This is a genomic window from Variovorax sp. Varisp41, assembly GCF_047325085.1.
Taxonomy (GTDB): Bacteria; Pseudomonadota; Gammaproteobacteria; order Burkholderiales; family Burkholderiaceae_C; genus Variovorax.
Window position 1 is genome coordinate 3,377,431 of sequence record NZ_CP168540.1, and the last position, 24,238, is coordinate 3,401,668.

Sequence of the window (24,238 nt, forward strand, 5' to 3'; positions counted from 1 at the left end):
GTGGTCATTGCAGAGAGGACGTGGCGCGGCTCAGCGCATAGAGCAGCAGCAGGTAGAGCGCCATGTCGAACAGGGCCGGGTGCCAGACCCAGCGATAGAGGCCGGTGGCGGCCAGCAGCCGGCGCACGCCCCACAGGGCCAGCAGCGCGGCGCCGGCCAGCAGCATCAGCCAGGGCACGTAGAGGCCGTAGAAACTCGCTTCGCCGATCATCGGGACACTCCTTGCGCGGGAACTGGAACAGCGGAAGCCGCGCGCATCGGCGGCGCCTCCGGAAAGAGATTGCGGCGCAGCCCCACCAGCGCGGTGACGGCCGAGCGCGCGTCGGCACTCGACGCACCCGCGGTGCCGAGCATCGAGGCCAGCGCCTCGTCGATGCGCGCCAGCAGGCTCGCGGGCCGCGCGGCCACGCGGCCACCGGCGCGCTGGCGGAAGAAGCGCGCGATGTCGCCGAGCAGCGCGCTCGCCGAGGCCAGCGGCAGCTGCGCACGCACGCGCTGCAGCGCATCGATGTCGGCACCCATGCGCAGGTCGCGCAGCGCGTCGTCGGCGGCCACGCCCTCGATGCGGCCGCCGGCCTGCGCGATGCGCGGTGCCAGCAGGCCGATGCGGTCGAGCATGCGCACCGCGTAGGCGTCGCCGGGCACGCCACGGCGCTGGGCCGACGGCGACAGGCTCACGGGCGTGGCCGCGGCCGCGCCGGCCATCTCGCCGAGCTCGCGCCAGGTGGCGCGCTGGTTGGGGCGCGCGCTCCAGTCGGCGCCCACCGAGCGCACCAGCCGCGTGACGAAGGCCGCGGCCACCACGCCGAAGACCTGGCCCAGCATGCTGTTGATGAAGCTCACGATGTCGGCGGTGGCGGTGTCGTGCATCGCCAGCGTGCCCGCGACGCCGAACAGCAGCGCCATCGCGGCCATGAAATAGGCCGGCCGCGCCATGTACAGGCCCAGTGCCAGGAACACCGGCGCGCAGACCGCGACCAGCATGCCGAAGTCGTGCACCAGCGGCAGCAGCACCAGCACGTAGAGCGCGGAGATCGGGATCGACCACAGCGTCCACTTGAGGAAGCCCTGGATCGCGGGCACCGGGTCGTCCATGGTGGCGAAGAAGCAGCAGAAGACCGCGGCCATCATGGTGGCGGCCGAGCCCATCGACCAGCCGGTGAGGATCCAGAACGCGCCGCACAGGCAGATGGCGAGCACGGCCGCGAGCGCCGACAGCAGCGCCATGCCGCGGTCGAGGTGCAGCACGCGGTTGCCGAGCGCGGCGACGCGGCGCGGCGGCACCGCGCCCTTCAGGCCGTCGTCGATGTCGGCGCGCAGCCGCGCGCAGGCGCGCCAGCCCTCGACCAGTTCCTCGAGCCGGCCCGCGAGCGCGATGCGCAGCGCGCGGCCCCAAGGCGAGACCGCGCGATCGGGCCCGGTCGCGGCGAGCGCGGCAAGGGTCGCGCGCAGGGCCTGCAGGCGCGCATCGTCCGAAGTGCCGGCGCCCTCCTCGCGCAGCCACTGCCCGGTCTGCGCGAGCAGCGCGGCCACGTCGGGCGCGATGGCGCCCTCGGCCTGCTCGAGCGCGAGCAGCCGGTCTTCGACCGCCGACAGCGCGGGCGTGAGCGCGGCCACGCGGTCCTGCATCGCGCGGATCGCGCCGGCGGTCCAGCGCAGGTGCGTGGTGTCGAAGGGCACGTGGGTCGACAGGATGCGCAACTGCGTGATGTCGCCCGCGAGGCGGCGCCGGTCGTCGGCCAGGCGCTTGGGGTCGGCATCGGCGCGGCGCGCGGGCGTGCCCGTGGCGCTGGCAGGCGGCTGCAGCAGGTCGCCGAGCCACTTGCGCGCGTCCTGCAGGGTGCGGTCGAGCAGGCCCAGCACCGTGGGGCCCATGCCGGCCGGCAGCACCAGGCTGTGCAGCAGCGTGGCGCAGAAGATGCCCAGGCCGATCTCCTCGACACGCGCGACGGCGGTGTCGAACAGCGCCTCGGGCGCCTGCACCGAGGGGAAGCCGATCAGCGCGGCGGTGTAGCCCGCGAGCATGAAGACGTAGGAGCGCGGCGTGCGGTCGAACAGCGAGATGCACAGGCACAGGCCGACCCACAGCGCGAGCACCAGCGTCAGCAGCTCGGGCGCGTTCGACAGCGCGGGCACCAGCAGCACGGTGGCGGTGCTGCCGATCAGCGTGCCGCAGAAGCGGTAGACCGCCTTGGAGCGCACCGCGCCGGCCAGCGGATGGGCGACGACGTAGGTGGTCATCAGGGCCCAGAACGGACGCGGCAGGCCGGCGCGGCTGGCGAGGTACATCGCGAGCATCGCGGCGGCGAAGCTCTTGGTGGAGAAGACGATCTCGGCGCGGCTGAAGCGCGGCAGGCTCAACGAGGGCATCTAGCGTCGCCCCTCGGCCGGTGCGCCGCGGCCCAGCCGTTCCTCGAGCACCGCGAACACGCGCAGGCAGGCCGCGAGGTCCTCGTCGGACACGCCCTCGAACAGCGCGACGCGCATCAAGCTCAGCGCGGCCTCGATGGGTTCGCAGGCGGCCTCGCCCGCGGGCGTGAGATGCAGCGTCTTGGCGCGGCGGTCGGCCGGGTCCTCGCGGCGCTCGACATAGCCGGCCTCGACGAGCTGGTCGAGCGAACGCACCAGCGAAGGTCCCTCGATGCCCAGTGCCTCGGCCAGCACGCCCTGGCGCACGCCCTGCTCCATGCGGCCGATCATCACCACCGGCCAGGCCAGGGTCTGCGACAGGCCCACGTGCGCGACCGCCCTGTCGGCGGCGGCGCGGTAGCCGCGCTGCAGGGTCGAGAACTGCATGCCGAGCTTCATCAGCGCGGCTTCGCGCGCTTCCTTTTTCTTCTTCCGGCCGGCGGGCGGCGTGACCGGTTCGGCCATGGCAAGGCTCCCAATTAGTTAGCTTGCTATCGATTATACGGGTTTACCCCAGATCGTGCCGGCCATGCCGACGGGCGGGTCATGCGCCGAGCGGCATGACCCGACGAAGAACGTTGGGGGAAGAAAGAAAAGTGTGAAGCGCGCCGATAAGCCGGATTCTGTGCACCGGACATCTCTTGCGAAATGCCCGGCGTGACCGCCATTACTCTGGGCCGTCTGTCGCCAGACGGCTCGATGCCACCTACCCGCCAGCTCAGCGGAACCACCTCGATACTGGCCTACTTGGTGTTGCTGCGCGCAGAGATTGCCCGTTTCACCCGAACTGAATCGGCTCGTCTCTGTTGCTCTGATCCTCACCTCACGGTGGAGAGCCGTTAGCTCCTGCGCTGTCCTGTGCAGTCCGGACGTTCCTCCAGTGCGGCCTTTCGGCACTTGCACCAGCGGCGGTCTGGCACGCTTCACGGAACGGATTATCGCCGCAGGAAGCGACCGCGATCGAAAGCGGAATCTTCGCGTCCTCTGCGTCCGGCTGTTTGCCTTCAAGCGATGCCGCAGAACTCGCGCCGGTACTGCTCCGGCGTCGTGCCCGCCTCGCGCTGGAACATCGCGATGAAGGCCGAGGCCGTGCTGTAGCCGAGGTCGAAGGCGATCTCCTGCACCGTGCGGCCGGCCTCCAGCGCATCGATGGCGCGCAGGAAGCGCAGCCGCTGGCGCCAGTCGCCGAAGGACATGCCGAGTTCGCGCTGGCACTGGCGCGCGAGCGTGCGCTCGGTCATGTGCACGCTCGCGGCCCACTCGGCCAGCGAGCGGTGGTCGCCGGGGTCGGCCTGCAGCGCCTCGAGCACGCCGACCAGCGCGGGCGAGGCGGCCGCGGGCAGGTAGCAGCGCAGCACCTCGGCGCGCGCGAGCTGGTCGACCACCACCTGCGCGAGCCGCAGGTCGGCCGGCGTGACGGGCTCGTTCACATCGCGCGCGGCGAAGTCGGCCAGCACGCTGCGGACGATCGGGCTGATGCGCACGGTGCAGGGCTGCGCGGGCAGCTCGGCGCACAGCGCGGGCACGATGTAGACGGTGCGGTAGACGACCGCATGGCGCAGCGTGCAGCTGTGCACCACCCGCGGCGGGATCCACACCGCGTACTGCGGCGGCGAGAGGAAGCGCAGGCCCTCGGCCTCCATCTGCATGGTGCCGTGCGCGGTGTAGTTGAGATGGCCCCAGCTGTGGCTGTGCGGCGCGGCCAGGGTGTCGGCGCCGAATTCGTCCCAGTTGAAATAGAACGGGCCGGCCTTGTGCTCCACGTCCTGGATCGACAGGTAGCGCGCGCGATCGGCCATGGCGGGTCGGTTCCTCGAAAGAGCGTCCGGAATTCCGGACCGGTTGTCCTGATCGAGCTATATGCCGCAGGACGGACGCACCGATGATAGCCCCGCCTCCTCCTGAAAGTCCTGTCCCATGTGGCCCTATGCCTTCCCCCTGCTCGCCGTCGTCATCTGGTCGGGCAACACCGTCGTCAGCAAGATGGCGGCCGGCACCATCGCGCCGGCCGAGATCAGCTTCTACCGCTGGCTGCTCGCGGCCCTGCTGTTCACGCCGCTGGCGCTGCGCCCGGTGCTGCGCAACTGGCGCGCGATTCGCCCGCAGCTGGGCCGCATCGCGGTGCTCGGCCTGCTGGGCATGGTGGTCTACCAGAGCCTCGCCTACTACGCGGCCTACATGACCACGGCCACGCACATGGGGATCATCGGCTCGCTCACGCCGATGATGGTGCTGGCGCTGTCGATCCTGCTGCTGGGCCAGCGGCTCACGGCCGGCGCGGTGGCGGGCTCGCTGGTGTCGATCGCGGGCGTGGCGGTGGTGGTGTCCTCGGGCAACCTCGGCACGCTGCTCGAGAGCGGCGCCAACCTGGGCGACGGCCTGATGCTGCTGGCGATGCTGGCCTATGCGGTCTACGTGATCCTGCTCAAGCGCTGGGGCATGAAGGAAGTGCCCGCGCTGCAGCTGCTCTACCTGCAGATCGTGTGCGCGGTGATCGTGCTGCTGCCGCTGTACCTGCTGACGCCGCGCATGGGCCTGTCGGCCGCCAACCTGCCGCTGATCGGCTTCGCGGGCCTCGGCGCCTCGATGCTCGCGCCGCTGGTGTGGATGCACACGGTGGCCCACATCGGTCCGAGCCGCGCGAGCATGTTCTTCAACCTGATCCCGCTGTTCACCGCGCTGATCGCGGCGGCGGTGATCGGCGAATCGCTCGCGGCCTATCACGCGGTCGGCGGCGTGCTGACGGTGGCCGGCGTGCTGCTGGCCGAGCTGTGGAAGGCGCCACTGCGGCGCCCGGTGCTGGCCGGGTCCTGAGCCGCTTCAGCCGGCCGCCGCGGCGCGCCGGAAGCGCCCCGGCGTGAGGCCCGCATGGCGCGCGAAGGCACGGTTGAACGCGGCCTCGGAGCGGTAGCCGACGGCCTCGCCGACCGAGGCCGTGTCCTGCCCGCCCTGCGCGAGCAGGCGCGACGCGAGCTCCATGCGCAGGCTGGTCAGCAGCTCGAGCGGGCCGGTTCCCGTGCGGCGCGCGAACTCGCGCGCGAAGGTGGCGCGCGAGAGGTGGCAGCGCTCGGCCAGCGAGGCCACGGTCCAGTCGTGCTGCGGCGCATCGAGCATGGCCTTGAGCGCGCCCGCCAGCCGCGGGCTGGCCATGAGACCCAGCACGCCCGAGAGCTCGGGCCGGGTGTCGAGGCAGGCGCGCACCGCCAGCGTGAACAGCGTGCCCGAGAGCTGCGCCACGATGGCCTGCGCGCCGGCGTTCTGCTGCTCGATCTCGTGCGCCATCAGCCGCACCAGGCCCTGCAGCCAGCCGTACTCGGGCCGCTGGCCGAAGGGGATCACCAGCGGATCGGGCAGCGCGTCGAGCAAGGTGCTGCGGCGCCGGCCCGGGAACTCGAACTCGCCGCAGAGGATGTCGGTGTCGGCCTTCGCGGGGCGCGGCAGGTTGGTCTTGAGGTCGACCAGCTCGCCCTTGCGCAGGCGGATCGGGCGCATGTCCTCTTGCGGCTCTCTCGGCTCCGGCCCGAGCCCCGCGGTGCGCAGCACGTGCGCCTGGCCGTGCGGCAGGATCACGAGGCTGCCCTCCTCCAGCGGCAGCAGCGTGCCGCTGGCCGGCAGCCACAGCTCGCAGCGCCCGCGCATCAGGATGTGGAAGGGCGCGCGCCACGGGCCGATGGCCTCGTGCGGCGCGGCCCAGTCCTGGCCGAACAGGCAGCGCAGGTCCATGCGGCCGCGCGGGGCCAGCCAGGCTACGAGTTCGCTCAGGGCATCCATGGTGTGAGACGTTGGAGCAATTTTTTCAGCCGGATCGGCATTCAAAATCCTAGCACGCAGGCCTACAGTTCATTCACCGACTTCCACGAGGTGAACCGAATGACTTCCGATCTCGCCCCCACCGCCGCACCGGCCGCCGCATCGGCCCGCGGCCCGATTCCCGTCTCCTTCTTCAGCATCGCCGTCGGCCTGCTCGCGCTGGCCGCGGCCTGGCGCGTGGCGACGCCGCTGTGGCAGCTGCCACCCGAGGCCGCGCAGGCCCTGACCTGGGCCGGCATCGCTGTCTGGCTGGTGCTGCTGGCGCTCTACGCCGCCAAGTGGCTGCGCCACCCCGACGAGGCGCGCGCCGAGCTCGAGCACCCGGTGCAGTCGTCGTTCGCGGCGCTGGGCCCGGTGGCCAGCATGCTGGCGGCGGTCGCGCTGCTGCCCTACGCACGCCCGGTGGCGCTGGCCGTGTTCGCGCTCGCGGTCACGGCGCAGCTCGCGCTCGGCCTGCGGCTCTATGGCCGCACCTGGCAGGGCGGCCGCGCGCCGGCCTCGGTCACGCCCGCGATCTACCTGCCGGCCGTGGCGCAGAACTTCGTTGCCGGCACCGCGGCCGCGGCCTTCGGCTGGCCGCAGCTGGGCCTGCTGTTCTTCGGCGCGGGGCTGTTCTCGTGGCTCGCGCTCGAATCGCTGATCCTGCACCGCGCGGCCACGCAGGAGCCGCTGCCCGAGGCGCAGCGCCCGCTGCTGGGCATCCAGCTCGCGCCGGCCGTGGTCGGCGGCGGCACCTGGCTCGCGGTGAATGGCGGCGTGCCCGACCTGTTCGCGCAGATCCTGCTGGGCTACGGCCTCTACCAGGCCCTGTTGCTGCTGCGCCTGCTGCCGTGGATCTCGCGCCAGTCGTTCACGCCCGGCTACTGGGCCTTCAGCTTCGGCGTGGGCGCGCTGCCGACGCTCGCGATGCGGCTGGTGGCGGCCGGCGCCACGGGGCCGGTGCGCTGGCTCGCGCCGCTGCTGTTCGTGGCCGCCAACGCGATCATCGGACTGCTCGTGGCGCGCACCCTGGCGCTGCTGGTGCGCGGCCGGCTGCTGCCGGGCGTGCCGGTTGCAACACCTTCGCGCTGAAAGGTCCTCACAATGCGTTCTGTCGTCGCGACACCCATCGAACCGAACGCATCCAAGGAGATTCCATCCATGAAGGCCCAGAACATCCTCCAGACCATCGGCAACACGCCGCACGTGCGCATCCAGCGCCTGTTCGGCAACGCGAAGCAGCAGGTCTGGATCAAGGCCGAGCGCGCCAACCCCGGCGGCTCGATCAAGGACCGCATCGCGCTCGCGATGGTGGAGGACGCCGAGAAGAGCGGCGCGCTCAAGCCCGGCGGCACCATCGTCGAGCCCACCTCGGGCAACACCGGCATCGGCCTGGCGATGGTCGCGGCCGTCAAGGGCTACAAGCTGATCCTGGTGATGCCCGACAGCATGTCGGTGGAGCGCCGCCGGCTGATGCTGGCCTACGGCGCCACCTTCGACCTGACGCCGCGCGCGGGCGGCATGAAGGCCTCGATCGCGCGCGCCGAGGAGATCGTGGCGGGCACGCCCGGCGCCTGGATGCCGCAGCAGTTCAACAACCCGGCCAACGTCGAGGTGCACGTGCGCACCACGGCCGAGGAGATCGCGGCCGACTTCCCCGAGGGCATCGACGTGCTGATCACGGGCGTGGGCACCGGCGGCCACATCACCGGCGTGGCGCGCGTGCTCAAGAAGAAGTGGCCGAAGCTGCAGGTGTTCGCGGTCGAGCCCGTGGCCTCGCCCGTGATCTCGGGCGGCCAGCCCGCGCCGCACCCGATCCAGGGCATCGGCGCCGGCTTCATCCCGAAGAACCTCGACACCGCGCTGCTCGACGGCGTGCTGCAGGTCGATGCCGAGCCCGCGCGCGAGATGGCGCGCCGCTGCGCCACCGAGGAAGGCATGCTGGTGGGCATCTCCTCGGGCGCCACGCTGGCGGCCATCGCGCAGAAGCTGCCCTCGCTGCCCGAGAACGCGGTGGTGCTGGGCTTCAACTACGACACCGGCGAGCGCTACCTGTCGGTCGAAGGCTTCCTGCCCGCCTGATCCCCTCGCTTCCCCGCGTTGCGGCCAGCTATCCCTTTGATAGCGGCCCAACGCGTAAAATCGTCGGCCTGCTTGATAACCACAAGCCCCACGACATGCTGAGAATCTCCGAACTCAAACTTCCGCTCGACCATGCGCCCGAGGCGCTGGCCGCGCTGATCGCCCGCACCCTCGAGGTGCCGCCCGAGGCGATCGCCTCCCACACCGTCTACAAGCGCAGCTTCGATGCCCGCAAGGCCGAACTGCTGACGGTCTACATCTGCGACGTGGCGCTCGCCGACGCGAAACGCGAGGCCGCGCTGCTCGCCAAGCACGCCGGCCATCCGCACATCCAGAACGCGCCCGACATGCGCCACACGCTGCCGGCGGACGTACCCGCGGGCGCGAGCCGCCCGGTGGTGATCGGCTTCGGCCCCTGCGGCATCTTCGCGGCGCTGATGCTGGCGCAGATGGGCCTGCGCCCGATCGTGCTGGAGCGCGGCAAGACCGTGCGCCAGCGCACCAAGGACACCTGGGGCCTGTGGCGCAAGAGCGTGCTCGACCCCGAGTCGAACGTGCAGTTCGGCGAGGGCGGCGCCGGCACCTTCTCCGACGGCAAGCTCTACAGCCAGATCAAGGACCCGCGCTTCCTCGGCCGCAAGGTGATGGAGGAGTTCGTGAAGGCCGGCGCGCCGCCCGAGATCCTCTACGTCGCGCATCCGCACATCGGCACCTTCAAGCTGGTGAAGGTGGTGGAGAACATCCGCGAGCAGATCGTGGCGCTCGGCGGCGAGATCCGCTTCGAGCAGCGCGTGACCGACGTGCGCATCGAGGATGGGCAGCTGCGCGGCCTCACCGTGCTCGACCAGGCCACCGGCCGGAGCCACGAGCTGCGCGCCGACCACGTCGTGATGGCGCTCGGCCACAGCTCGCGCGACACCTTCGCGATGCTGCACGAGCGCGGCGTGCACATCGAGGCCAAGCCCTTCTCGATCGGCTTTCGCGTCGAGCATCCGCAGGGCCTGATCGACCGCGCGCGCTGGGGCCGCCATGCGGGCCACCCGATGCTGGGCGCGGCCGACTACAAGCTGGTGCACCACGCGAGCAACGGCCGCTCGGTCTACAGCTTCTGCATGTGCCCGGGCGGCACGGTGGTCGCGGCCACCAGCGAGCCGGGCCGCGTGGTCACCAACGGCATGAGCCAGTACTCGCGCGCCGAGCGCAACGCCAACGCGGGCATCGTGGTGGGCATCGACCCGCGCGACTACCCCGAGGGTCCGCTGGCCGGCATCGCGCTGCAGCGCGCGCTCGAGTCCAACGCCTTCGTGCTCGGCGGCGGCGACTACCGCGCGCCGGGCCAACTGGTGGGCGACTTCATCGCCGGCAAGCCCTCCACCCAGCTCGGCGAGGTGATGCCCTCGTACAAGCCCGGCGTGACGCCGACCGACCTGCACCGCGCGCTGCCCGACTTCGCGATCGAGGCGATGCGCGAGGCCTTCCCGGCCTTCGGCCGCAAGATCAAGGGCTTCGACCTGCACGACGCGGTGCTCACCGGCGTCGAGACGCGCACCTCCTCGCCGATCAAGATCACGCGCGGCGAGGACTTCCAGAGCCTCAACGTGCGCGGCCTCTATCCGGCCGGCGAGGGCGCGAGCTACGCGGGCGGCATCCTGTCGGCCGGCGTGGACGGCATCAAGGTCGCGGAGGCCGTGGCGCGCGGACTGCGGGCCGAGGCCGAACGGCAGCGCACCGCCGCCGTCTGAGAACGCCATGCCGACGACGCACGACCGCGCTCCCCTCGCCTTCGCACGACCGGGCACCGGCGCCTTCGCGCTCGCCATCGGCGCGATGGCGCTGGTGGTGCTCGCCTCCAACATCCTGGTGCAGTTCGCGATCAACGACTGGCTGACCTGGGGCGCCTTCACCTACCCGGTCGCCTACCTCGTGAGCGACCTCGTCAACCGGCGCTTCGGCCCCGGCATGGCGCGCCGCGTGGCCTGGATCGGCTTCGCGGTGGCGGTGGCGGTGTCGCTGCTGCTCGCGCCGGCACGCATCGCGCTGGCCTCGGGCAGCGCCTTCATCGCCTCGCAGCTGCTCGACATCCGCGTCTTCGACCGCCTGCGCCGCGGCCTCTGGTGGCACGCGCCGCTGGTGGCTACCGTGGTCGCGGCGGTGCTCGACAGCATCGTGTTCTGGGGCATCGCCTTCGCGGGCACCGAGGGCCCCTGGCTCACCTGGGCGCTCGGCGACCTCGGCGTGAAACTCGCGGTCGGCGTGTTCATGCTGCTGCCGTTCCGCCTGCTGATCGGCCGCCAGGCGATGCGCCCGGCCCTGCGCTGACCGAAGAACCCGGGATCCCTTCCATGCAGGACGACGACCGCTTCCATTTCTACGAGCCCGCGCTGGGCCACGGCCTGCCGCACGATCCGTTCAACGCGATCGTCGGCCCGCGGCCCATCGGCTGGATCTCCTCGCGCGATGCGCGGGGCGTGCTCAACCTCGCGCCCTACAGCTTCTTCAACGGCTTCAACTACACGCCGCCGATCGTCGGCTTCGCGAGCATCACGGCCAAGGACAGCCTGCGCAACATCCGCGAGACCGGCGAGTTCGGCTGGAACCTCGCCACGCGCCCGCTGGCCGAGCCGATGAACCAGAGCTGCGCCGCTGTGCCGCCCGAGGTCGACGAGTTCGCGCTCGCCGGGCTCACGCCCGCGCCCTCGCGCCGCATCGCGGTGCCGCGCGTGGCCGAGAGCCCGGTGTCCTTCGAATGCCGACTGACGCAGATCGTGCAGCTGCAGGCCGCCGACGGCCGCGCCATCGAGACCTGGCTGGTGCTCGGCGAAGTGGTGGGCGTGCACATCGCGCGCGAACTGCTGCGCGAAGGCATCTACGACACCGCCGCGGCGCAGCCGATCCTGCGCGGCGGCGGCCCGGCCGACTATTTCGAGATTCGGCACGACAATCTGTTCAAGATGTTCCGGCCCCGCTGACGCGCACCGCGCGCCGCCCACCGACTTCCAACCCCTAATTCCGACTTCGCGCCCCGCGCCGAATCCCGAGCATGACCGACGCCCCCACCACCGCCCCGAAGACGAATCCGCGCAACAAGCCGCGTGGCCCTCGCCCGGACCTGGCCTCCCAGCTGCAGCAACTGCGCGGCGGTGCCGATGCCGCGCAGGAGCCCGGCACCGAAGCCGCGCCCGCGGCCGGCGCTCGCCCCGAGGGCCAGGCGCAGCGCGACAACAACCCGCGCCGCAAGCCCCAGCGGCCGCAGCGCGGCCAGGGCCCGCGCGGCCCGCAGGGCGCCGCGCCGCAGCGCCAGCCGCAGGCCCAGGCGCAGCCCCAACAGCCCGAGCGCCCGGCGCGCAAGGTCAACCCGGTGCTCGAGCGCCTGTTCGAGCTCTATCCGCAGCTGTTCGGCGCGCGTTTCGTGCCGCTGAAGCTCGGCGTCTACGAGGACCTGCTCGCGCGCCATCCCGAGGACTTCAAGGCCGAGGACCTCAAGGTCGCGATGGGCCAGCATGCGCGTTCCACGCGCTACCTCGAGAGCGTGGCCGCCGGCCATCCGCGCCACGACCTCGACGGCAACGCGCTCGATCCGGTCGCGCCCGAGCACGTGCACCACGCCATCCTCGAGCTGCACCGCCGCCGCTCGCAGCGCACCGAGGGCGACCTGCGCCCGCAACTGGTGGCGCGCATCGCGCGCGCCATCGAGAGCTCGGGCCTGGACCGCGAGGCCTACGCCGTGCTCGTGCGCTCGCGCGACGAGAAGGCCAATGCCGTGGTCGACGAGGCGCTGGCCGAACTGGCGGCGCAGGCCGCCAAGCGCGAAGCCCTGCTGCGCGCCTTCGAGGCCAGCGGCCGCGGCGAGCAGGAGTTCGCCGACATGTACGGCATGAAGCCCGGCGAGGTGACGCGCACGCTGCAGCGCGCGCGCAAGGAACGCGAGGCACCGGCGCCCGCTGCGGCGGTGGTGGCGCAAGCAGAAACCGTGGCTGCGCCCGAGGCGGCGGCGCCCGCTCCGGAAGCCGCGCCCTCCGCGGATTGAGCGCCCGGCCCTACGGCATCGCGCCGTAGGGCGAGAGATTCGGCCCCACCTCGCCGCGCGCCAGCCAGGCCTCGACCTGCGGCAGCAACTCGGCGACCGTGGCGGCGACCGCCCGGTAACCCGCGGCATCGTCGCCCCGCCCCGCGTACGAGAACCAGTCGGACGGCTGGCTGCTGAGGCCGCCGACCTGCTGCAGCCGCGCGCGGTTCTCGAGCGGTGCGTGCTCGAGCAGCAGGTCGCGCTGCGGCACCAGTTCGCCCCAGCTCGTCATCTTGTCGCCCGGCGGCTGCCACGCGGCTTCGAGGAAGAAGGAAGTACCGGCCTTGTCGTACTGCATGCTGATGAAATGCAGCACCTCGGCACGGTCGCGCCGATAGCGCGGAAAGCGGCCGTCGAACCCGCTCTCGTTCAACACGGGCACCAGGACGGCCTTGAGCGCGGCGGACATCTGCTGGCTGGGCGACTTGGACATGGTGCGGCACTCCTGAGAATCGAGGGGGCCGCAGTGTAGAAGCACCATGAAAAAAGCCGCCACCCGAAGGTGGCGGCCGTATGCCTCGAGGCATGTTCCGAGGTCGCTCTCAGCGCGCGTTCTGCAGCGCCGCGATGCGCTCCTCGATCGGCGGGTGGGTGGCGAACAGCTTGCCCATGGCGCCGGTGATGCCCATCGCCTCGACCGCCTTCGGCAGTTCGCCGGCCGGCAGGCCGCCCAGGCGCGCGAGCGCGTTGACCATCGGCTGGCGGTTGCCCATCAGCGCGGCGGCGCCGGCATCGGCGCGGAACTCGCGCTGGCGCGAGAACCAGGCCACGACGATCGCGGCGGCGAAGCCCAGCACGATGTCGAGCACGATGGTGCTCACGTAGTAACCGATGCCGGGGCCCGAGGAGCGGTCGTCGCCGCGGCGCAGGAAGCTGTCGACCGCGTAGCCGATCACGCGCGAGAGGAACACGACGAAGGTGTTCATCACGCCCTGGATCAGCGTCATCGTGACCATGTCGCCGTTGGCGATGTGGGCCACCTCGTGGCCGATCACGGCCTCGACCTCTTCGCGCGTCATGTTCTGCAGCAGGCCGGTGGACACCGCCACCAGCGAGGAATTCTTGAACGCGCCGGTCGCGAAGGCATTGGGCTCGCCCTCGAAGATGCCGACCTCGGGCATGCCGATGCCGGCCTTGTCGGCGAACTTGCGCACCGTGCCGACGATCCAGGCCTCGTCGGGCGTCTGGGGGTTGTCGATCATCTGCAGCCCGGCGGTCCACTTGGCCATGGGCTTGCTGATCAGCAGCGAGATGATCGCGCCGCCGAAGCCCATGATCAGCGCGAAGCCGAGCAGGGCCGTGAGGTTCAGCCCGTTGGCCGTGAGGAAGCGATTGACGCCGAGCAGGCTGGCGACCACGCCGAGCACCGCGACGACCATCACATTGGTCAGGACGAACAGAAGGATACGTTTCAAGTTGAATTCTCCGTGGGGGAACGCTGCCGACCAGATGAGGGCCTTGCGGCCCGCTTCAAGCCGTTCCTGCCGCGTTCGCCTCCCTGCCTGGGTTGTTGTTGGTTCTGGAGGAAGGCGTCGCGCGCGGCCGTGCGGCGGCAGGCGGGTAGACAGATGATAGGAGCAAAAGTTCTAGCAGCCCGCTATCCGGGGCCTGGCGCGGGGGATTCGGCGGCCGGCCGCGCGGGGCGGAAGACCTGGGCGTCGGCATAGAAATCGGGCGCCTCGTTGCCGGCCCACCAGCCCGGCACGCCGAGCACCGGCAGCGGCACGAAGGGCTTGGCGGCGAGCCAGGCAGGGTCGAGGCGACGCGCGAGCGCCTCGTCGTCCAGCCCATCGATGCCTTCGGTCAGCAGCACGTGCGCCGTGGCGGCCTTGCGCGGCGCCACCAGCTTCTCGAGCAGCGCATGGCCGAACACGCGCAGCCGCGCCTGCTCCCACAGCCCGCGCCGCGCGACGAACAGCGCCGGCCAGTCGCGCGCCGCCAGCGCGCGCCACAGTTCGGGCGGCGCCTCGAGCAGCGCGCCGTTCTCGTCGAACAGCGTGAGCGCGTCGCGCAGCGGCCCGCGCGTGGCACCGACGCCGGCGCGTTCGATCTCCGCGGCCTGCAGTTCGTTGAGACGGCGCTTGGCCCGCGGAAAGGCGCGCCACACGAGGCCGTTGAAGAAGTCGTGCAGGTTGTCGCGCGTGGGCACGGTGCCGGTCGCGAAGACGTGGGCCTCGTAGGCCCGGCCCGCGGGCAGCGCATGCTGCGGCACGAAGCCCGGCGGCCCCGCGCCTTGCAGCGCCCGCGCCACCGGCAGGCCTTGCGCGATGGCACTGGCCGCCGCTTCGCCCTGCGCGCGGTAGGGCGCGAGCCAGGGCCGGGTCCAGTCGATCGCGGCCGTGCCCGCCATCGCCGGCAGGATCAGGCGGCGTCCGCGCCCGTCCAGCGGATGCGGTCGGGATGCTGCGTGTGCCTGAACTCGGCCGTGAGCTTGTCGAACAGCTTGAGCGAGCTGCCGTTCTTGCCGAGCAGGCCCGCCTCGCGCAGCGCCTTCGCCACCTCGTTGAGCGGCACGTCGGTGCCGGCGCGCAGGGCGGGCACGGCGCGCAGCACGAATTCGGCGGCCTCGGAGATCTCGGGCGCGGGCGGCGGCACCGGCACGGCGGCCACGGGTGCCGGCGCCGCGGCCTTCGCCACCTTTTTGGCCGCCGTCTTCTTCGCGGTCTTGGCGGCCGCCTTCTTCGCCGGCGCCTTCTTGGCCGGCGCGGTCTTCGCGGCGGCCTTCTTCGCCGCCGTCTTCCTGGCGGGCACGGTGCGCGCGGCCGGCGCCACGCCGTGGTGCGCGAGGTCCATGAAGCTGTCGTAGATGCCGACCGTCTCCTCGCCCGTCTTGCCCTGCTGGCCGATGCCGCAGACGCGGCAGCCCTTCTCGCGCAGCCGGATCACCAGCGGCGCGAAGTCGGAATCGGAGGACACCAGCACCACCACGTCGGGCCGCTCGGCGATCGCGAGGTCGATGGCGTCGACCGACAGCGCGATGTCGGTGCTGTTCTTGCCGGCCGAGAGATTGACCATCGGCCGCACCGACAGCCGCTTGAACAGCGCCTGCCGGTTCACGGCCATCTCGGCATTGCAGTAGGCGCGGCGCACGTGGATGGCGCCGTACTCGTCCATCGTGCGCTGCACGGCCTGCTCGATCACATCGGCCGAGACGTTGTCGGCGTCGATCAGCAGCATCACGCACAGCGTGGGGGTCATGCGAGTCTCCAGTGGATGGTTTCGCCGCCGCGCAGCGGCTTGAGCGTGGCATCGCCGTAAGGCACGGTCTCGGGCACGGTCCAGCTCTCGCGCTTCAACGTGACGCTGTCGGCATGGCGCGGCAGGCCGTAGAAGTCGGGGCCGTGGAAGCTCGCGAAGCCCTCGAGCTTGTCGAGCGCGCCGGCGTTGTCGAAGGCCTCGGCATAGAGCTCGATGGCGGTCAGCGCGGTGTAGCAGCCGGCGCAGCCCAGCGCGTGTTCCTTCAGGTGCGCCGGGTGCGGGGCGCTGTCGGTGCCGAGGAAGAAGCGGTCGCTGCCGCTGGTGGCGGCCTCGACCAGCGCCACGCGATGGGTCTCGCGCTTGAGCACCGGCAGGCAGTAGTAATGCGGGCGGATGCCGCCGGTGAAGATGGCGTTGCGGTTGTACAGCAGGTGGTGCGCGGTGATGGTGGCGGCCGTGAAGCGGCCGGCGTCGCGCACGTAGTGGGCGCCCTCCTTCGTGGTCAGGTGCTCGAACACCACCTTGAGCTCGGGGAAGTCGCGCCGCAGCGGAATCATCACGCGATCGACGAACTCGGCCTCGCGGTCGAACAGGTCGATCGCGGGATCGGTGACCTCGCCGTGCACCAGCAGCAGCAGGCCGTGCTTCTGCATCGCCTCGAGCGTCTTGTAGGTCTTGCGGATGTCGGTCACGCCGGCATCGCTGTTGGTGGTGGCGCCGGCCGGATAGAGCTTGAGCGCGCGCACGCCGGCCTCGGCGGCCAGCGCGATCTCCTCGGGCGGCAGCTTGTCGGTCAGGTAGAGCGACATCACGGGCTCGAAGCCGCTGCCCTCGGGCACGGCGGCGCGGATGCGGTCGCGGTAGGCCACGGCCTGGGCCGCGGTGGTCACGGGGGGACGCAGGTTCGGCATGATCAGCGCGCGGCCGAACTGGCGCGCGCTGTGGGGCACGACGGCTTCGAGGGCGGCGCCATCGCGCACGTGCAGGTGCCAGTCGTCGGGGCGGGTGATCGTGAGGGTGTCAGTCATGGCGCGGCGATTGTCGCACCCGCCCTCACGCACCGTGTGGACGCCCGGGCCGGGCATGACTTTGGGCACTTACCATGGGGCGAGGGGGCCGCCTAGGATGCGCCGATGACCATGCCGGCGGGCACCATCGGCAGCCGGCCATGGGCCCGGCCGGGCCGCGAACGCGAGACGGGGGAACCACCCCGCGGGGAGACTGCTTGATGAAAGACACGATGCCGGGACGCCTGGCACGGGACGCCACGCTCGAGCTGCGCGTGCTGCGCGAGCACCTGGCCTCGGTCTATGCCGGCCACACGACCGCGATCGCGGCGCACGGCGTCTTCGCGCTCGCGATCGGCGTCTTCGGCTACTTCAACGTGCTGCCCGAGCACCGCGCGCTGGTGCTGGGCATCGTCTCGGCCATCGTGCTGATGGACCTGTACGTGCTGCTGTCGAAGCGCTGGACGCCCGAGGTGCCGCTGGCCGACAGCCCGCGCTGGGCGCGCCGCTACACCGTCCACGTCACGCTGGTCAGCACGGTGACCGCGCCGGCCAGCCTGTTCCTGGTGGCGCTGCAGAGCCCCGCCATGACCACCTTCGTGACGGTCGTGATCATGGGCAGCTGGACCCGCGCGGTGCAGGCGCGCTGGCCGCTCAAGGGCGCGATGTTCGGCTACGGCATCCCGATGATGAGCGGGCTGATCGCCGCGCTGGTCTGGTACGGCCACATGCTGAACTGGTTCCTGGCCGGCTTCGCGCTGCTCAACCTGGTGCTCACGCTGCGCGAGGGCGTGAAGCAGAACGAGCGCCTGACGGCCTCGCTGATCCTGCAGTTCGAGAACGAGGCGCTGGCCGCCCAGCTGCGCGAGCAGGTCGCGGCCACCGAGCGCGCGAGCGCCGAGAAGACCCGCTTCCTGGCCGCCGCCAGCCACGACCTGCGCCAGCCCATGCATGCGATCGCGCTGTTCGGCGCGGCGCTGGGCAGCACGCTGCGGCGGCGGCCCGAGATCCAGAACGTGGAGCGGCTGATGCGCGCGGTCGATGCGCTGGGCGCCTCGCTCGACACCATGCTCGACATCTCGCGCCTCGACGCGGGCGTGGTCCAGGCGGCACCGCGCGCGCTGTCGCTCGATGCCCTGCTGATCCCGCTGCACCACACCTTCTCGGCACAGGCCGAGCGCAAGCGGCTGCAGCTGCGCGTGCGCGCCAGCGGCCTGTGGATCCACAGCGATCCGCAACTGCTCTACCGCATGCTGTCGAACCTGGTCGACAACGCGCTCAAGTACACGACGCAGGGCGGCGTCACGGTGATCGCGCGCCCGCGCGGCGACCAGGCGTGGATCGAGGTGCGCGACACCGGCATCGGCATCGCGCCCGAGCAGCGCGACCGCATCTTCGAGGAGTTCTACCAGGTCGACAACCTCGGGCGCGACCGCTCGCGCGGCCTGGGCATCGGCCTGTCGATCGTGCAGCGGCTCTCGCGCCTGCTCGGCCACCGCATCGAGCTGCGCTCCCACATCGGGCGCGGCACGCGCTTTCGGGTCGTGCTGCCCCTGGCCGAAGCCTCGGAAGGCTCGGCGGGCGCCTTCAGTCCGCAGGACCTCGAGCTGCCGGTGCGCCAGCGCTTCGAGGTGCCGGCGCTGCGCGGCCGCGTGCTGCTGATCGACGACGAGGAGGAGATCCGCAAGGCCATGACCGAGCTCATGAGCGCCTACGGCATCGAGGTCGCGGCGGTGGCCGACGAGGCCGAGGCGGTGGCCCTGCTGACCGGGCCCGCGGCGCAGGACCCGCCGGTCGCGCTGCTGCTGTGCGACTACCGGCTGTCGAGCGGCGTCGACGGGCTGGAGCTCGGCCTGCGGCTGCGCGAGCGCTTCCGGCTCGACGCGCCGATGCTGCTGATCACCGGCGAGACCGCGCCCGAGCGGCTGCAGCGCGTGCGCGCCTCGGGCGTGCCGGTGCTGTTCAAGCCGGTGACCGCGGCCATGCTGATGCAGGCCATGGCCGAGCTGGTGCCGGCCGAACGCCGCGCGGAAGATCCCGGCACCTGATCCCCTTAGGCCACGGGCGCCGTGTCGCGCGCGCGGGCCAGCTCCTCGCGCCAGCGCGCCTGGGCCGCCTCGCGCTCCGCGTCGGGCAGCCGCAGCAGCGCCGACGGATGCAGCGTGACGAACACCGGCCGCCCGTCCGCGCGCTCGTGCAGCCAGGCGCCGCGCTCGGCCTGCACCGCCACCGGCCGGCCCAGCAGCGCGCGCGCCGCCGTGGCACCGAGCGCGACCAGCGACTGCGGCCGCACCAGCGCGATCTCGGCATCGAGCCAATGGGCGCAGGCCTCGGCTTCGCGCTGCCCCGGCGTCTTGTGGATGCGCCGCTTGCCGCGCAGCTCGTACTTGAAATGCTTCACGGCATTGGCGAGGTAGACGCCCTCGCGCGCCCAGCCGAGCTGCGCCATCGCGCGCTCGAGCAGCTGGCCGGCCGGGCCGACGAAGGGCCGGCCCGCGAGGTCCTCCTGGTCGCCGGGCTGCTCGCCGACCAGCATGTGGCGCGGCGCGAGCGGCCCTTCGCCGCACACGGCCTGGGTGGCGTGCGCGCCGATCGGGCAGGCGCGACAGGCATGGGCGGCCGCGCGCAGTTCGCCGAGGTCGGCCGGCATCGCGCCCTCGGCCGGAAGCGGGTGCAGCGCCATCGGCGCGCGGATGCGCCGCGCGGGCGTGGCCGGCGCTTCGATCATCGACTGGCTGCGCGCGTCGGCCGCGTCGGCCAGCGGCTGGATCAGCGCGGCCTCGGGCAGGTTGTGCCAGTAGCGGCGCGGCATCTCGCGCTGCATGGTCGCGAACTTGAGCCGCGCGGGATTGAAGATGTGGGCGTAGTAGGTGAGCCAGAGTTGCTCGCCCGCATCGGGCGGCGGCTTCTCGCGGCGGTCGGCGCCCGCGCGGAACGACAGCGCATGGCCGTCCCATTCGACGCAGCGCTCGGGCGTGAGGATGGCCCAGCGCATCTGCGCGAAGCGGCGCGCGAAGAAGTCGGCATTGGCCTCGACGATGCGGTGCTCGGGCTCGAACCACGCGACATGGCGCTCGAGCCCGTCGTCGTCCGTCACCTGCGTGAAGCGCACGAAGGCGCGCATCTTGTGGATGTCGCGGTGCACCGCCTTGGCCATGCGCTGCGCCCGCATCATGTCGGCGTCGAGCGGATCGTGGCGCAGCGCGGGTTCGTGCGCGAGGCGCCAGAGCAGGCGGTAGAGCAGCGCGAAGCGCTGGGGATCGCGGTGCAGGATCACGTCGGCGCACAGCGCGACGAAAGCCGCGGGCACGGGCTGCAACGCCGCGGTCGGCGGTGCGATCGCCTGCTCGGGCGCATCGCCGAACAGGCCCTCTCCGCCATCGGACCGCGCCACGCCCCACTCGACCCGCTCGGGCGGCACGCCGTCGGCCAGCAGTTGCCGCGCGCGGCGCCGGAAACCGTCGAGGTCGACCGCGTCGTCGAGCCGCACCTGCATCGCGATGGCGCTCAGAACAGCGAGGCCTGCCGCGCGGGCTCGGCGCGCGCCGACGCCGCCATCGCCCCGGCCGCGGGCCGGTGCCCATCGGCCACCACGAAGGGCAGCACCTTGCGCGCGGGCACGTGCAGCCGGCGCAGGTCGTCGGCGCGCACGCGGCGCACGCGCCTGGCCTGCAGCAGCCGATCGACCGCCTTCACGCCCAGGCCCGGCACGCGCAGCAGCAGCTCGCGCGGCGCATGGTTGAGGTCGACCGGGAAGCGCTCCGCATGCGCGAGCGCCCAGGCCATCTTGGGATCGACGTCGAGCCGCAGCAGGCCGTCGCGCTCGGCCACGATCTCGCCGTGCTCGAAGCCGTAGAAGCGCATCAGCCAGTCGGCCTGGTAGAGCCGGTGCTCGCGCAGCAGCGGCGGCGCGGCCAGCGGCAGCGCGCGCGCCGCGTCGGGGATCGGGCTGAAGGCCGAGTAGTAGACGCGGCGCAGCCGGTAGGCGCCGTAGAGCGTGGCGCTGGTCGCGAGGATGGCGCGGTCGTCGGTGGCGTCGGCGCCCACGATCATCTGCGTGCTCTGGCCCGCGGGCGCGAACGGCGGCGGCTTGGCGGCCACGGGCGCCGCGCCCGGCAGCGCGCGGATCGGCACCACGCGGCGCGCCTCCTCGCGCGTGTCGTCGATCTGCAAGCGCAGCCGCGCCATCGAGCGGCGGATCGCGCTCTCGTCCTTCTCGGGCGCCAGCGAGCGCAGGCCCTCGGTGGTCGGCATCTCGACGTTGATGCTGAGCCGGTCGGCATAGCGGCCGGCGCGCGCGATCAGCTCGTCGCTGGCATCGGGAATGGTCTTGAGATGGATGTAGCCGCGGAAGTCGTGGTCCTCGCGCAGCGAGCGCGCGACCTCGACCACCTGCTCCATCGTGTGGTCGGGCGACTTGACGATGCCGCTCGAGAGGAACAGCCCCTCGATGCAGTTGCGGCGGTAGAAGTCGAGCGTGAGCTGCACCACCTCGTCGGCGCGGAAACGCGCGCGCGGCACGTTGCTCGAGGCGCGGTTCACGCAATAGAGGCAGTCGTACTGGCAGTGGTTGGTCAGCAGCACCTTGAGCAGCGAGATGCAGCGGCCGTCGGGCGCATAGCTGTGGCAGATGCCCATGCCCTCGGTCGAGCCGATGCCGCGCCCGCCCACCGAGTCGCGCGGCTGCGAGCCGCTCGACGCGCACGAGGCGTCGTACTTGGCGGCATCGGCCAGGATGGCGAGCTTGCGCTGGAGGTCCATGAGATGGGCAGGCGGGCTGGAAACACTGTATTTTTATACAGATGTTAACCGTCTCGCCGCCCCATCGGCCCTCCGGCCATGCGCGCGGGTCGGGCATTGCCCGCCGCGCCCTTTCAGTCGATGTAGCGCAGCCCCGCCGCCGCCAGCGCCGGCCGCATGTCGTACATGTCGAGCCCGAGCACGCCGCTCGCGAGCTTCTCGCGCTTCGACGTCTCCAGCGCCTCGCGCTGGCGCGCCTTCTCGAGCGTGGCCGCGGCCATCGCGCGCGGCACGCAGACCACGCCGTCGTCGTCGGCCACGATCGCATCGCCGGGCTGCACCGACATGCCGGCGCAGACCACGGGGATGTTGACCGAGCCCAGCGTGGCCTTCACGCAGCCCTTGCTGCTGATGGCCTTGCTCCAGACCGGAAAGTCCATCTGCTGCAAGGTGCGCACGTCGCGCACGCCGCCGTCGATCACCAGCGCGCGCGCGCCGCGGGCCTGGAAGCTGGTGGCCAGCAGGTCGCCGAAGAAGCCGTCGCTGCTCGGCGCGGTGACGGCCGCCACCACGATGTCGCCGGGGCGGATCTGCTCGGCCGCGACGTGCAGCATCCAGTTGTCGCCCGGATGCAGCAGCACGGTGACGGCACTGCCGCTGACCTGCGCCCCCGGATAGATCGGCCGCATGTACGGCGCGAGCAGGCCGACCCGGCCCATGGCCTCGTGCACCGTGGCCGAGCCCAGGGCCGCGAGGGCGTCGACGACCTTCGCGTCGGCGCGTTCGATGTGGCGATGGACGACGCCGAGTTCATGCATGGCGGGCTCCTTGCGAGGAATGAGATTGGGGATCGAACAGCCGGCCGCGCGCGTTCAGCTGCGCATCGAGCCGCGGAAAGACGCGGCGCGCATTGCCTTCGTAGACCTGCGCGCGCTCGCCGGCGCTCAACGCGGCGGCCTCGATGTAGCGCCGCGTGTCGTCGTAGGCGTGGCCGGTCTCGGGATCGATGCCGCGCACGGCGCCGATCATCTCGGAGGCGAACAGGATGTTCTCGACCGGGATCACGCGCGCGAGCAGGTCGATGCCCGGCTGGTGGTAGACGCAGGTGTCGAAGAACAGGTTCTGCAGCAGGTGCTGCGCGAGCGGCGGCTTCTTCATCGCCTGCGCCAGGCCGCGAAAGCGCCCCCAGTGGTAGGGCGCGGCACCGCCGCCGTGCGGGATCACGAAGCGCAGGGTCGGGAAATCCGCGAACAGGTCGCCCTCGATGCACTGCATCACGGCCGTGGTGTCGGCATTGAGGTAGTGCGCGCCCGTGGTGTGGAAGCAGGCGTTGCAGCTGGTGCTCACGTGGATCATGGCCGGCACGTCGAGCTCGACCATCTTCTCGTAGAGCGGATACCAGTGGCGGTCGGTCAGCGGCGGGCTGTTCCAGAAGCCGCCCGAGGGATCGGGGTTGAGGTTGACGCCGACGAAGCCGTAGTCGCGCACGCAGCGCTCGAGCTCGGCGACGCACGAGGCGACCGGCACGCCCGGCGACTGCGGCAGCATCGCCGCGCCCGCGAAGCGCTCGGGGAACAGCGTGCTCACGCGGTGGCACAGCTCGTTGCAGATCGCGGCCCATGCGGACGACACCGCGAAGTCGCCGACGTGGTGCGCCATGAAGCTCGCGCGCGGGCTGAAGACGGTGAGGTCGATGCCGCGCTCGTCCATCAGCCGCAGCTGGTTGCCCTCGATGGATTCGCGCAGCTCGTCGTCGCCGATGCGCAGCTCGGACGCGGCCGGCGCGGGCCGCCCCGCGCCGAAGGCCTCGACCTGGCGCCGGCGCCAGGCCTCGAGCGCGGCCGGCGCGGTGGTGTAGTGGCCGTGGCAGTCGATGATCATGAGGTCGACGCCGTGCTCAGTCGGCCTTGATGTCGGCCGCGCGGATCACCTGCTCCCACTTGGCCGATTCGCTCTTGAGGAAGGCCGCGGCCTCCTGCGGGCTCGAGGGCGTGATGACGGCGCCGAGCGCGCCCAGCTTCTCGCGCGTGCCGGCATCGGCCAGCGCCTTGCGCGTTTCGGCATTGAGCTTCGCGACCACCTCGGGCGCGGTGCCGGCCGGCGCGAGCAGCGTCCACCAGACGCTGGCGTCGAAGTTCGGCAGGCCGGCCTCGGCCATGGTGGGCACGTTCGGCAGCATCGGCGCGCGCTGGGCGCCGCTGACCGCCAGCGCGCGCAACCGGCCCGACTGGATGTGCGGCAGCACCTCGAGCGGGTTCAGCAGCATGAACGAGGTGCGCCCGGCGATCAGGTCGACCAGCGCGGGCGAGCCGCCCTTGTAGGCCACGTGCAGCGCATCGAACTTGCCGACCGAGGCCAGCAGCGCGCCGGCCAGGTGGCCCGAGCTGCCGTTGCCGGCCGAGCCGTAGCTCATGTCGCCGGGCTTGGCGCGCGCGGCCGCGAGCAGCTCGGGCACGCTCTTGTAGGGCGCGCTGGCCGGCACCACCAGCACCAGCGGCGCATAGCCCAGGCGCGCCACGGCGACGAAGTCGCGCAGGCCGTTGAACGACAGCTTGGGATAGAGCGTGTTGTTGGTCACCACGCCGTTGGCCGCCACCAGCAGCGAGTAGCCGTCGGGCGCCGAGCGCGCGACGTTCTCGGTGCCGATGTTGGCGTTGGCGCCGGGCCGGTTGTCGACGATCACCGGCTGGCCCATCTGCGTCGACAGCCGCTCGCCGACCACGCGGCCCACGGTGTCGACCGCGCCGCCGGCCGCGAAGGGCACGACCAGGCGGATCGGCTTGCTCGGATACGGCGCCTGCGCGAGCGCCAGCGAGGGCGCGGCGAGGCAGGCCAGGAAGAGCGCGCCAAGGCGGCGGCGCAGCGGGGCGATGGGTGTCATGAGCGGGTCTCCTGCGGATGTTCGAAGCGATGGGGCCCAGTGCCCCGGGAAAGCCGCGAGCCTAGG

Annotated in this window: 23 protein-coding genes and 1 other RNA gene; 8 read left to right on the plus strand and 16 right to left on the minus strand. The window is 71.9% G+C overall.

Annotation, left to right across the window (positions count from 1 at the left end):
* Positions 1 to 4: 4 nt before the first annotated feature.
* The 5 genes from ACEN9J_RS15675 to ACEN9J_RS15695 all read right to left on the minus strand — a co-directional run bounded on the left by ACEN9J_RS15675 (position 5) and on the right by ACEN9J_RS15695 (position 4,208).
* Positions 5 to 211, minus strand: a complete 207-nt coding sequence (locus tag ACEN9J_RS15675) for a DUF1656 domain-containing protein (protein ID WP_209542553.1) — start codon at positions 209 to 211, stop codon at positions 5 to 7.
* Positions 208 to 2,370 (minus strand): FUSC family protein, encoded by a 2,163-nt coding sequence (locus tag ACEN9J_RS15680; RefSeq protein ID WP_413761462.1) that lies wholly within the window; start codon positions 2,368 to 2,370, stop codon positions 208 to 210. Before ACEN9J_RS15680 ends, ACEN9J_RS15675 begins: the two co-directional genes overlap by 4 nt.
* Positions 2,371 to 2,874 carry a MarR family winged helix-turn-helix transcriptional regulator gene (locus tag ACEN9J_RS15685; RefSeq protein ID WP_413761463.1) on the minus strand — a complete coding sequence of 168 codons (504 nt, stop codon included), beginning with the start codon at positions 2,872 to 2,874 and terminating at the stop codon, positions 2,371 to 2,373.
* Positions 2,875 to 3,005: 131 nt separating this feature from the next.
* An RNA gene (gene rnpB / locus ACEN9J_RS15690) (RNase P RNA component class A) lies at positions 3,006 to 3,334 on the minus strand.
* 79 nt (positions 3,335 to 3,413) lie between these two features.
* The gene (locus tag ACEN9J_RS15695; protein ID WP_413761464.1) at positions 3,414 to 4,208 is read right to left on the minus strand and encodes an AraC family transcriptional regulator; all 795 of its coding nucleotides are present in this window, start codon (positions 4,206 to 4,208) and stop codon (positions 3,414 to 3,416) included.
* Positions 4,209 to 4,326: 118 nt separating this feature from the next.
* Here ACEN9J_RS15695 and ACEN9J_RS15700 point away from each other — a divergent pair, with 118 nt between their 5' ends.
* Positions 4,327 to 5,223, plus strand: coding sequence for a DMT family transporter (locus tag ACEN9J_RS15700; protein WP_261211412.1), 897 nt, complete (start codon positions 4,327 to 4,329; stop codon positions 5,221 to 5,223).
* Positions 5,224 to 5,229: 6 nt separating this feature from the next.
* Here the strand turns inward: ACEN9J_RS15700 and ACEN9J_RS15705 are convergent, their stop codons facing one another.
* Positions 5,230 to 6,180 (minus strand): cupin domain-containing protein, encoded by a 951-nt coding sequence (locus ACEN9J_RS15705; RefSeq protein ID WP_413761465.1) that lies wholly within the window; start codon positions 6,178 to 6,180, stop codon positions 5,230 to 5,232.
* A gap of 99 nt (positions 6,181 to 6,279) precedes the next feature.
* On the opposite strand from ACEN9J_RS15705, the gene tehA reads away from it, so the two are divergent.
* From tehA to ACEN9J_RS15735, 6 genes are all read left to right on the plus strand, one after another.
* A complete protein-coding gene (tehA, locus tag ACEN9J_RS15710; RefSeq protein WP_413761466.1) occupies positions 6,280 to 7,290 on the plus strand; it encodes a dicarboxylate transporter/tellurite-resistance protein TehA in 1,011 nt (336 codons plus the stop codon).
* Between the two features lie 69 nt (positions 7,291 to 7,359).
* Positions 7,360 to 8,280: a cysteine synthase A gene (gene cysK / locus ACEN9J_RS15715; protein WP_208508927.1), complete on the plus strand. Its 921-nt coding sequence runs from the start codon at positions 7,360 to 7,362 to the stop codon at positions 8,278 to 8,280.
* Positions 8,281 to 8,375: 95 nt separating this feature from the next.
* Positions 8,376 to 10,022 (plus strand): NAD(P)/FAD-dependent oxidoreductase, encoded by a 1,647-nt coding sequence (locus tag ACEN9J_RS15720; RefSeq protein WP_261211417.1) that lies wholly within the window; start codon positions 8,376 to 8,378, stop codon positions 10,020 to 10,022.
* A gap of 7 nt (positions 10,023 to 10,029) precedes the next feature.
* A complete protein-coding gene (locus ACEN9J_RS15725; RefSeq protein ID WP_413761467.1) occupies positions 10,030 to 10,599 on the plus strand; it encodes a VUT family protein in 570 nt (189 codons plus the stop codon).
* Between the two features lie 23 nt (positions 10,600 to 10,622).
* Positions 10,623 to 11,249, plus strand: a complete 627-nt coding sequence (locus ACEN9J_RS15730; protein WP_057593938.1) for a flavin reductase family protein — start codon at positions 10,623 to 10,625, stop codon at positions 11,247 to 11,249.
* Between the two features lie 71 nt (positions 11,250 to 11,320).
* A complete protein-coding gene (locus ACEN9J_RS15735; protein ID WP_057593939.1) occupies positions 11,321 to 12,307 on the plus strand; it encodes a ProQ/FinO family protein in 987 nt (328 codons plus the stop codon).
* 10 nt (positions 12,308 to 12,317) lie between these two features.
* Here the strand turns inward: ACEN9J_RS15735 and ACEN9J_RS15740 are convergent, their stop codons facing one another.
* The 5 genes from ACEN9J_RS15740 to pyrC form a co-directional block, all read right to left on the minus strand.
* Entirely contained in the window at positions 12,318 to 12,779 is a 462-nt protein-coding gene (locus ACEN9J_RS15740; RefSeq protein WP_413761468.1) for a DUF4304 domain-containing protein, read from the minus strand.
* 109 nt (positions 12,780 to 12,888) lie between these two features.
* Positions 12,889 to 13,761, minus strand: a complete 873-nt coding sequence (gene htpX / locus ACEN9J_RS15745; protein ID WP_057593941.1) for a protease HtpX — start codon at positions 13,759 to 13,761, stop codon at positions 12,889 to 12,891.
* A 182-nt stretch (positions 13,762 to 13,943) separates the two neighbouring features.
* Positions 13,944 to 14,696: a DUF3025 domain-containing protein gene (locus ACEN9J_RS15750; RefSeq protein WP_413761469.1), complete on the minus strand. Its 753-nt coding sequence runs from the start codon at positions 14,694 to 14,696 to the stop codon at positions 13,944 to 13,946.
* An 11-nt stretch (positions 14,697 to 14,707) separates the two neighbouring features.
* Complete coding sequence (locus ACEN9J_RS15755; protein WP_413761470.1) at positions 14,708 to 15,544, minus strand: NYN domain-containing protein; 837 nt, start codon at positions 15,542 to 15,544, stop codon at positions 14,708 to 14,710.
* Complete coding sequence (gene pyrC / locus ACEN9J_RS15760; protein ID WP_413761471.1) at positions 15,541 to 16,572, minus strand: dihydroorotase; 1,032 nt, start codon at positions 16,570 to 16,572, stop codon at positions 15,541 to 15,543. The genes ACEN9J_RS15755 and pyrC overlap by 4 nt, the downstream gene beginning before the upstream one ends.
* 200 nt (positions 16,573 to 16,772) lie before the next feature.
* Between pyrC and ACEN9J_RS15765 the strand changes: the two genes are divergently transcribed.
* Positions 16,773 to 18,599: a hybrid sensor histidine kinase/response regulator gene (locus ACEN9J_RS15765; protein WP_057598958.1), complete on the plus strand. Its 1,827-nt coding sequence runs from the start codon at positions 16,773 to 16,775 to the stop codon at positions 18,597 to 18,599.
* A 5-nt stretch (positions 18,600 to 18,604) separates the two neighbouring features.
* Here the strand turns inward: ACEN9J_RS15765 and ACEN9J_RS15770 are convergent, their stop codons facing one another.
* From ACEN9J_RS15770 to ACEN9J_RS15790, 5 genes are all read right to left on the minus strand, one after another.
* Positions 18,605 to 20,047 carry a UdgX family uracil-DNA binding protein gene (locus tag ACEN9J_RS15770; protein ID WP_413761472.1) on the minus strand — a complete coding sequence of 481 codons (1,443 nt, stop codon included), beginning with the start codon at positions 20,045 to 20,047 and terminating at the stop codon, positions 18,605 to 18,607.
* Between the two features lie 11 nt (positions 20,048 to 20,058).
* Complete coding sequence (locus ACEN9J_RS15775) at positions 20,059 to 21,312, minus strand: putative DNA modification/repair radical SAM protein (RefSeq protein ID WP_413761473.1); 1,254 nt, start codon at positions 21,310 to 21,312, stop codon at positions 20,059 to 20,061.
* Positions 21,313 to 21,425: 113 nt separating this feature from the next.
* Positions 21,426 to 22,109: a 4-carboxy-4-hydroxy-2-oxoadipate aldolase/oxaloacetate decarboxylase gene (gene ligK / locus ACEN9J_RS15780; protein WP_413761474.1), complete on the minus strand. Its 684-nt coding sequence runs from the start codon at positions 22,107 to 22,109 to the stop codon at positions 21,426 to 21,428.
* Positions 22,102 to 23,172, minus strand: coding sequence for an amidohydrolase family protein (locus ACEN9J_RS15785; protein ID WP_413761475.1), 1,071 nt, complete (start codon positions 23,170 to 23,172; stop codon positions 22,102 to 22,104). The genes ligK and ACEN9J_RS15785 overlap by 8 nt, the downstream gene beginning before the upstream one ends.
* A 16-nt stretch (positions 23,173 to 23,188) precedes the next feature.
* Complete coding sequence (locus tag ACEN9J_RS15790; RefSeq protein WP_057595460.1) at positions 23,189 to 24,172, minus strand: Bug family tripartite tricarboxylate transporter substrate binding protein; 984 nt, start codon at positions 24,170 to 24,172, stop codon at positions 23,189 to 23,191.
* Positions 24,173 to 24,238 lie beyond the last annotated feature (66 nt).

What these genes read in the sequence shown, in the direction of transcription:
- ACEN9J_RS15755 (WP_413761470.1), bottom strand. Translation starts at nt 15,544, where the DNA reads ATGACCCCCACGCTGTGCGTGATGCTGCTGATCGACGCCGACAACGTC.
- ACEN9J_RS15675 (WP_209542553.1), bottom strand. Translation starts at nt 211, where the DNA reads ATGATCGGCGAAGCGAGTTTCTACGGCCTCTACGTGCCCTGGCTGATG.
- ACEN9J_RS15765 (WP_057598958.1), top strand. Translation starts at nt 16,773, where the DNA reads ATGAAAGACACGATGCCGGGACGCCTGGCACGGGACGCCACGCTCGAG.
- ACEN9J_RS15720 (WP_261211417.1), top strand. Translation starts at nt 8,376, where the DNA reads ATGCTGAGAATCTCCGAACTCAAACTTCCGCTCGACCATGCGCCCGAG.
- ACEN9J_RS15680 (WP_413761462.1), bottom strand. Translation starts at nt 2,370, where the DNA reads ATGCCCTCGTTGAGCCTGCCGCGCTTCAGCCGCGCCGAGATCGTCTTC.
- ACEN9J_RS15775 (WP_413761473.1), bottom strand. Translation starts at nt 21,312, where the DNA reads ATGGACCTCCAGCGCAAGCTCGCCATCCTGGCCGATGCCGCCAAGTAC.
- ligK (WP_413761474.1), bottom strand. Translation starts at nt 22,109, where the DNA reads ATGCATGAACTCGGCGTCGTCCATCGCCACATCGAACGCGCCGACGCG.
- ACEN9J_RS15785 (WP_413761475.1), bottom strand. Translation starts at nt 23,172, where the DNA reads ATGATCATCGACTGCCACGGCCACTACACCACCGCGCCGGCCGCGCTC.
- pyrC (WP_413761471.1), bottom strand. Translation starts at nt 16,572, where the DNA reads ATGACTGACACCCTCACGATCACCCGCCCCGACGACTGGCACCTGCAC.
- ACEN9J_RS15750 (WP_413761469.1), bottom strand. Translation starts at nt 14,696, where the DNA reads ATGGCGGGCACGGCCGCGATCGACTGGACCCGGCCCTGGCTCGCGCCC.
- ACEN9J_RS15695 (WP_413761464.1), bottom strand. Translation starts at nt 4,208, where the DNA reads ATGGCCGATCGCGCGCGCTACCTGTCGATCCAGGACGTGGAGCACAAG.
- ACEN9J_RS15735 (WP_057593939.1), top strand. Translation starts at nt 11,321, where the DNA reads ATGACCGACGCCCCCACCACCGCCCCGAAGACGAATCCGCGCAACAAG.
- ACEN9J_RS15770 (WP_413761472.1), bottom strand. Translation starts at nt 20,047, where the DNA reads ATGCAGGTGCGGCTCGACGACGCGGTCGACCTCGACGGTTTCCGGCGC.
- ACEN9J_RS15740 (WP_413761468.1), bottom strand. Translation starts at nt 12,779, where the DNA reads ATGTCCAAGTCGCCCAGCCAGCAGATGTCCGCCGCGCTCAAGGCCGTC.
- ACEN9J_RS15685 (WP_413761463.1), bottom strand. Translation starts at nt 2,874, where the DNA reads ATGGCCGAACCGGTCACGCCGCCCGCCGGCCGGAAGAAGAAAAAGGAA.
- ACEN9J_RS15700 (WP_261211412.1), top strand. Translation starts at nt 4,327, where the DNA reads ATGTGGCCCTATGCCTTCCCCCTGCTCGCCGTCGTCATCTGGTCGGGC.
- cysK (WP_208508927.1), top strand. Translation starts at nt 7,360, where the DNA reads ATGAAGGCCCAGAACATCCTCCAGACCATCGGCAACACGCCGCACGTG.
- ACEN9J_RS15705 (WP_413761465.1), bottom strand. Translation starts at nt 6,180, where the DNA reads ATGGATGCCCTGAGCGAACTCGTAGCCTGGCTGGCCCCGCGCGGCCGC.
- ACEN9J_RS15725 (WP_413761467.1), top strand. Translation starts at nt 10,030, where the DNA reads ATGCCGACGACGCACGACCGCGCTCCCCTCGCCTTCGCACGACCGGGC.
- ACEN9J_RS15730 (WP_057593938.1), top strand. Translation starts at nt 10,623, where the DNA reads ATGCAGGACGACGACCGCTTCCATTTCTACGAGCCCGCGCTGGGCCAC.
- ACEN9J_RS15790 (WP_057595460.1), bottom strand. Translation starts at nt 24,172, where the DNA reads ATGACACCCATCGCCCCGCTGCGCCGCCGCCTTGGCGCGCTCTTCCTG.
- tehA (WP_413761466.1), top strand. Translation starts at nt 6,280, where the DNA reads ATGACTTCCGATCTCGCCCCCACCGCCGCACCGGCCGCCGCATCGGCC.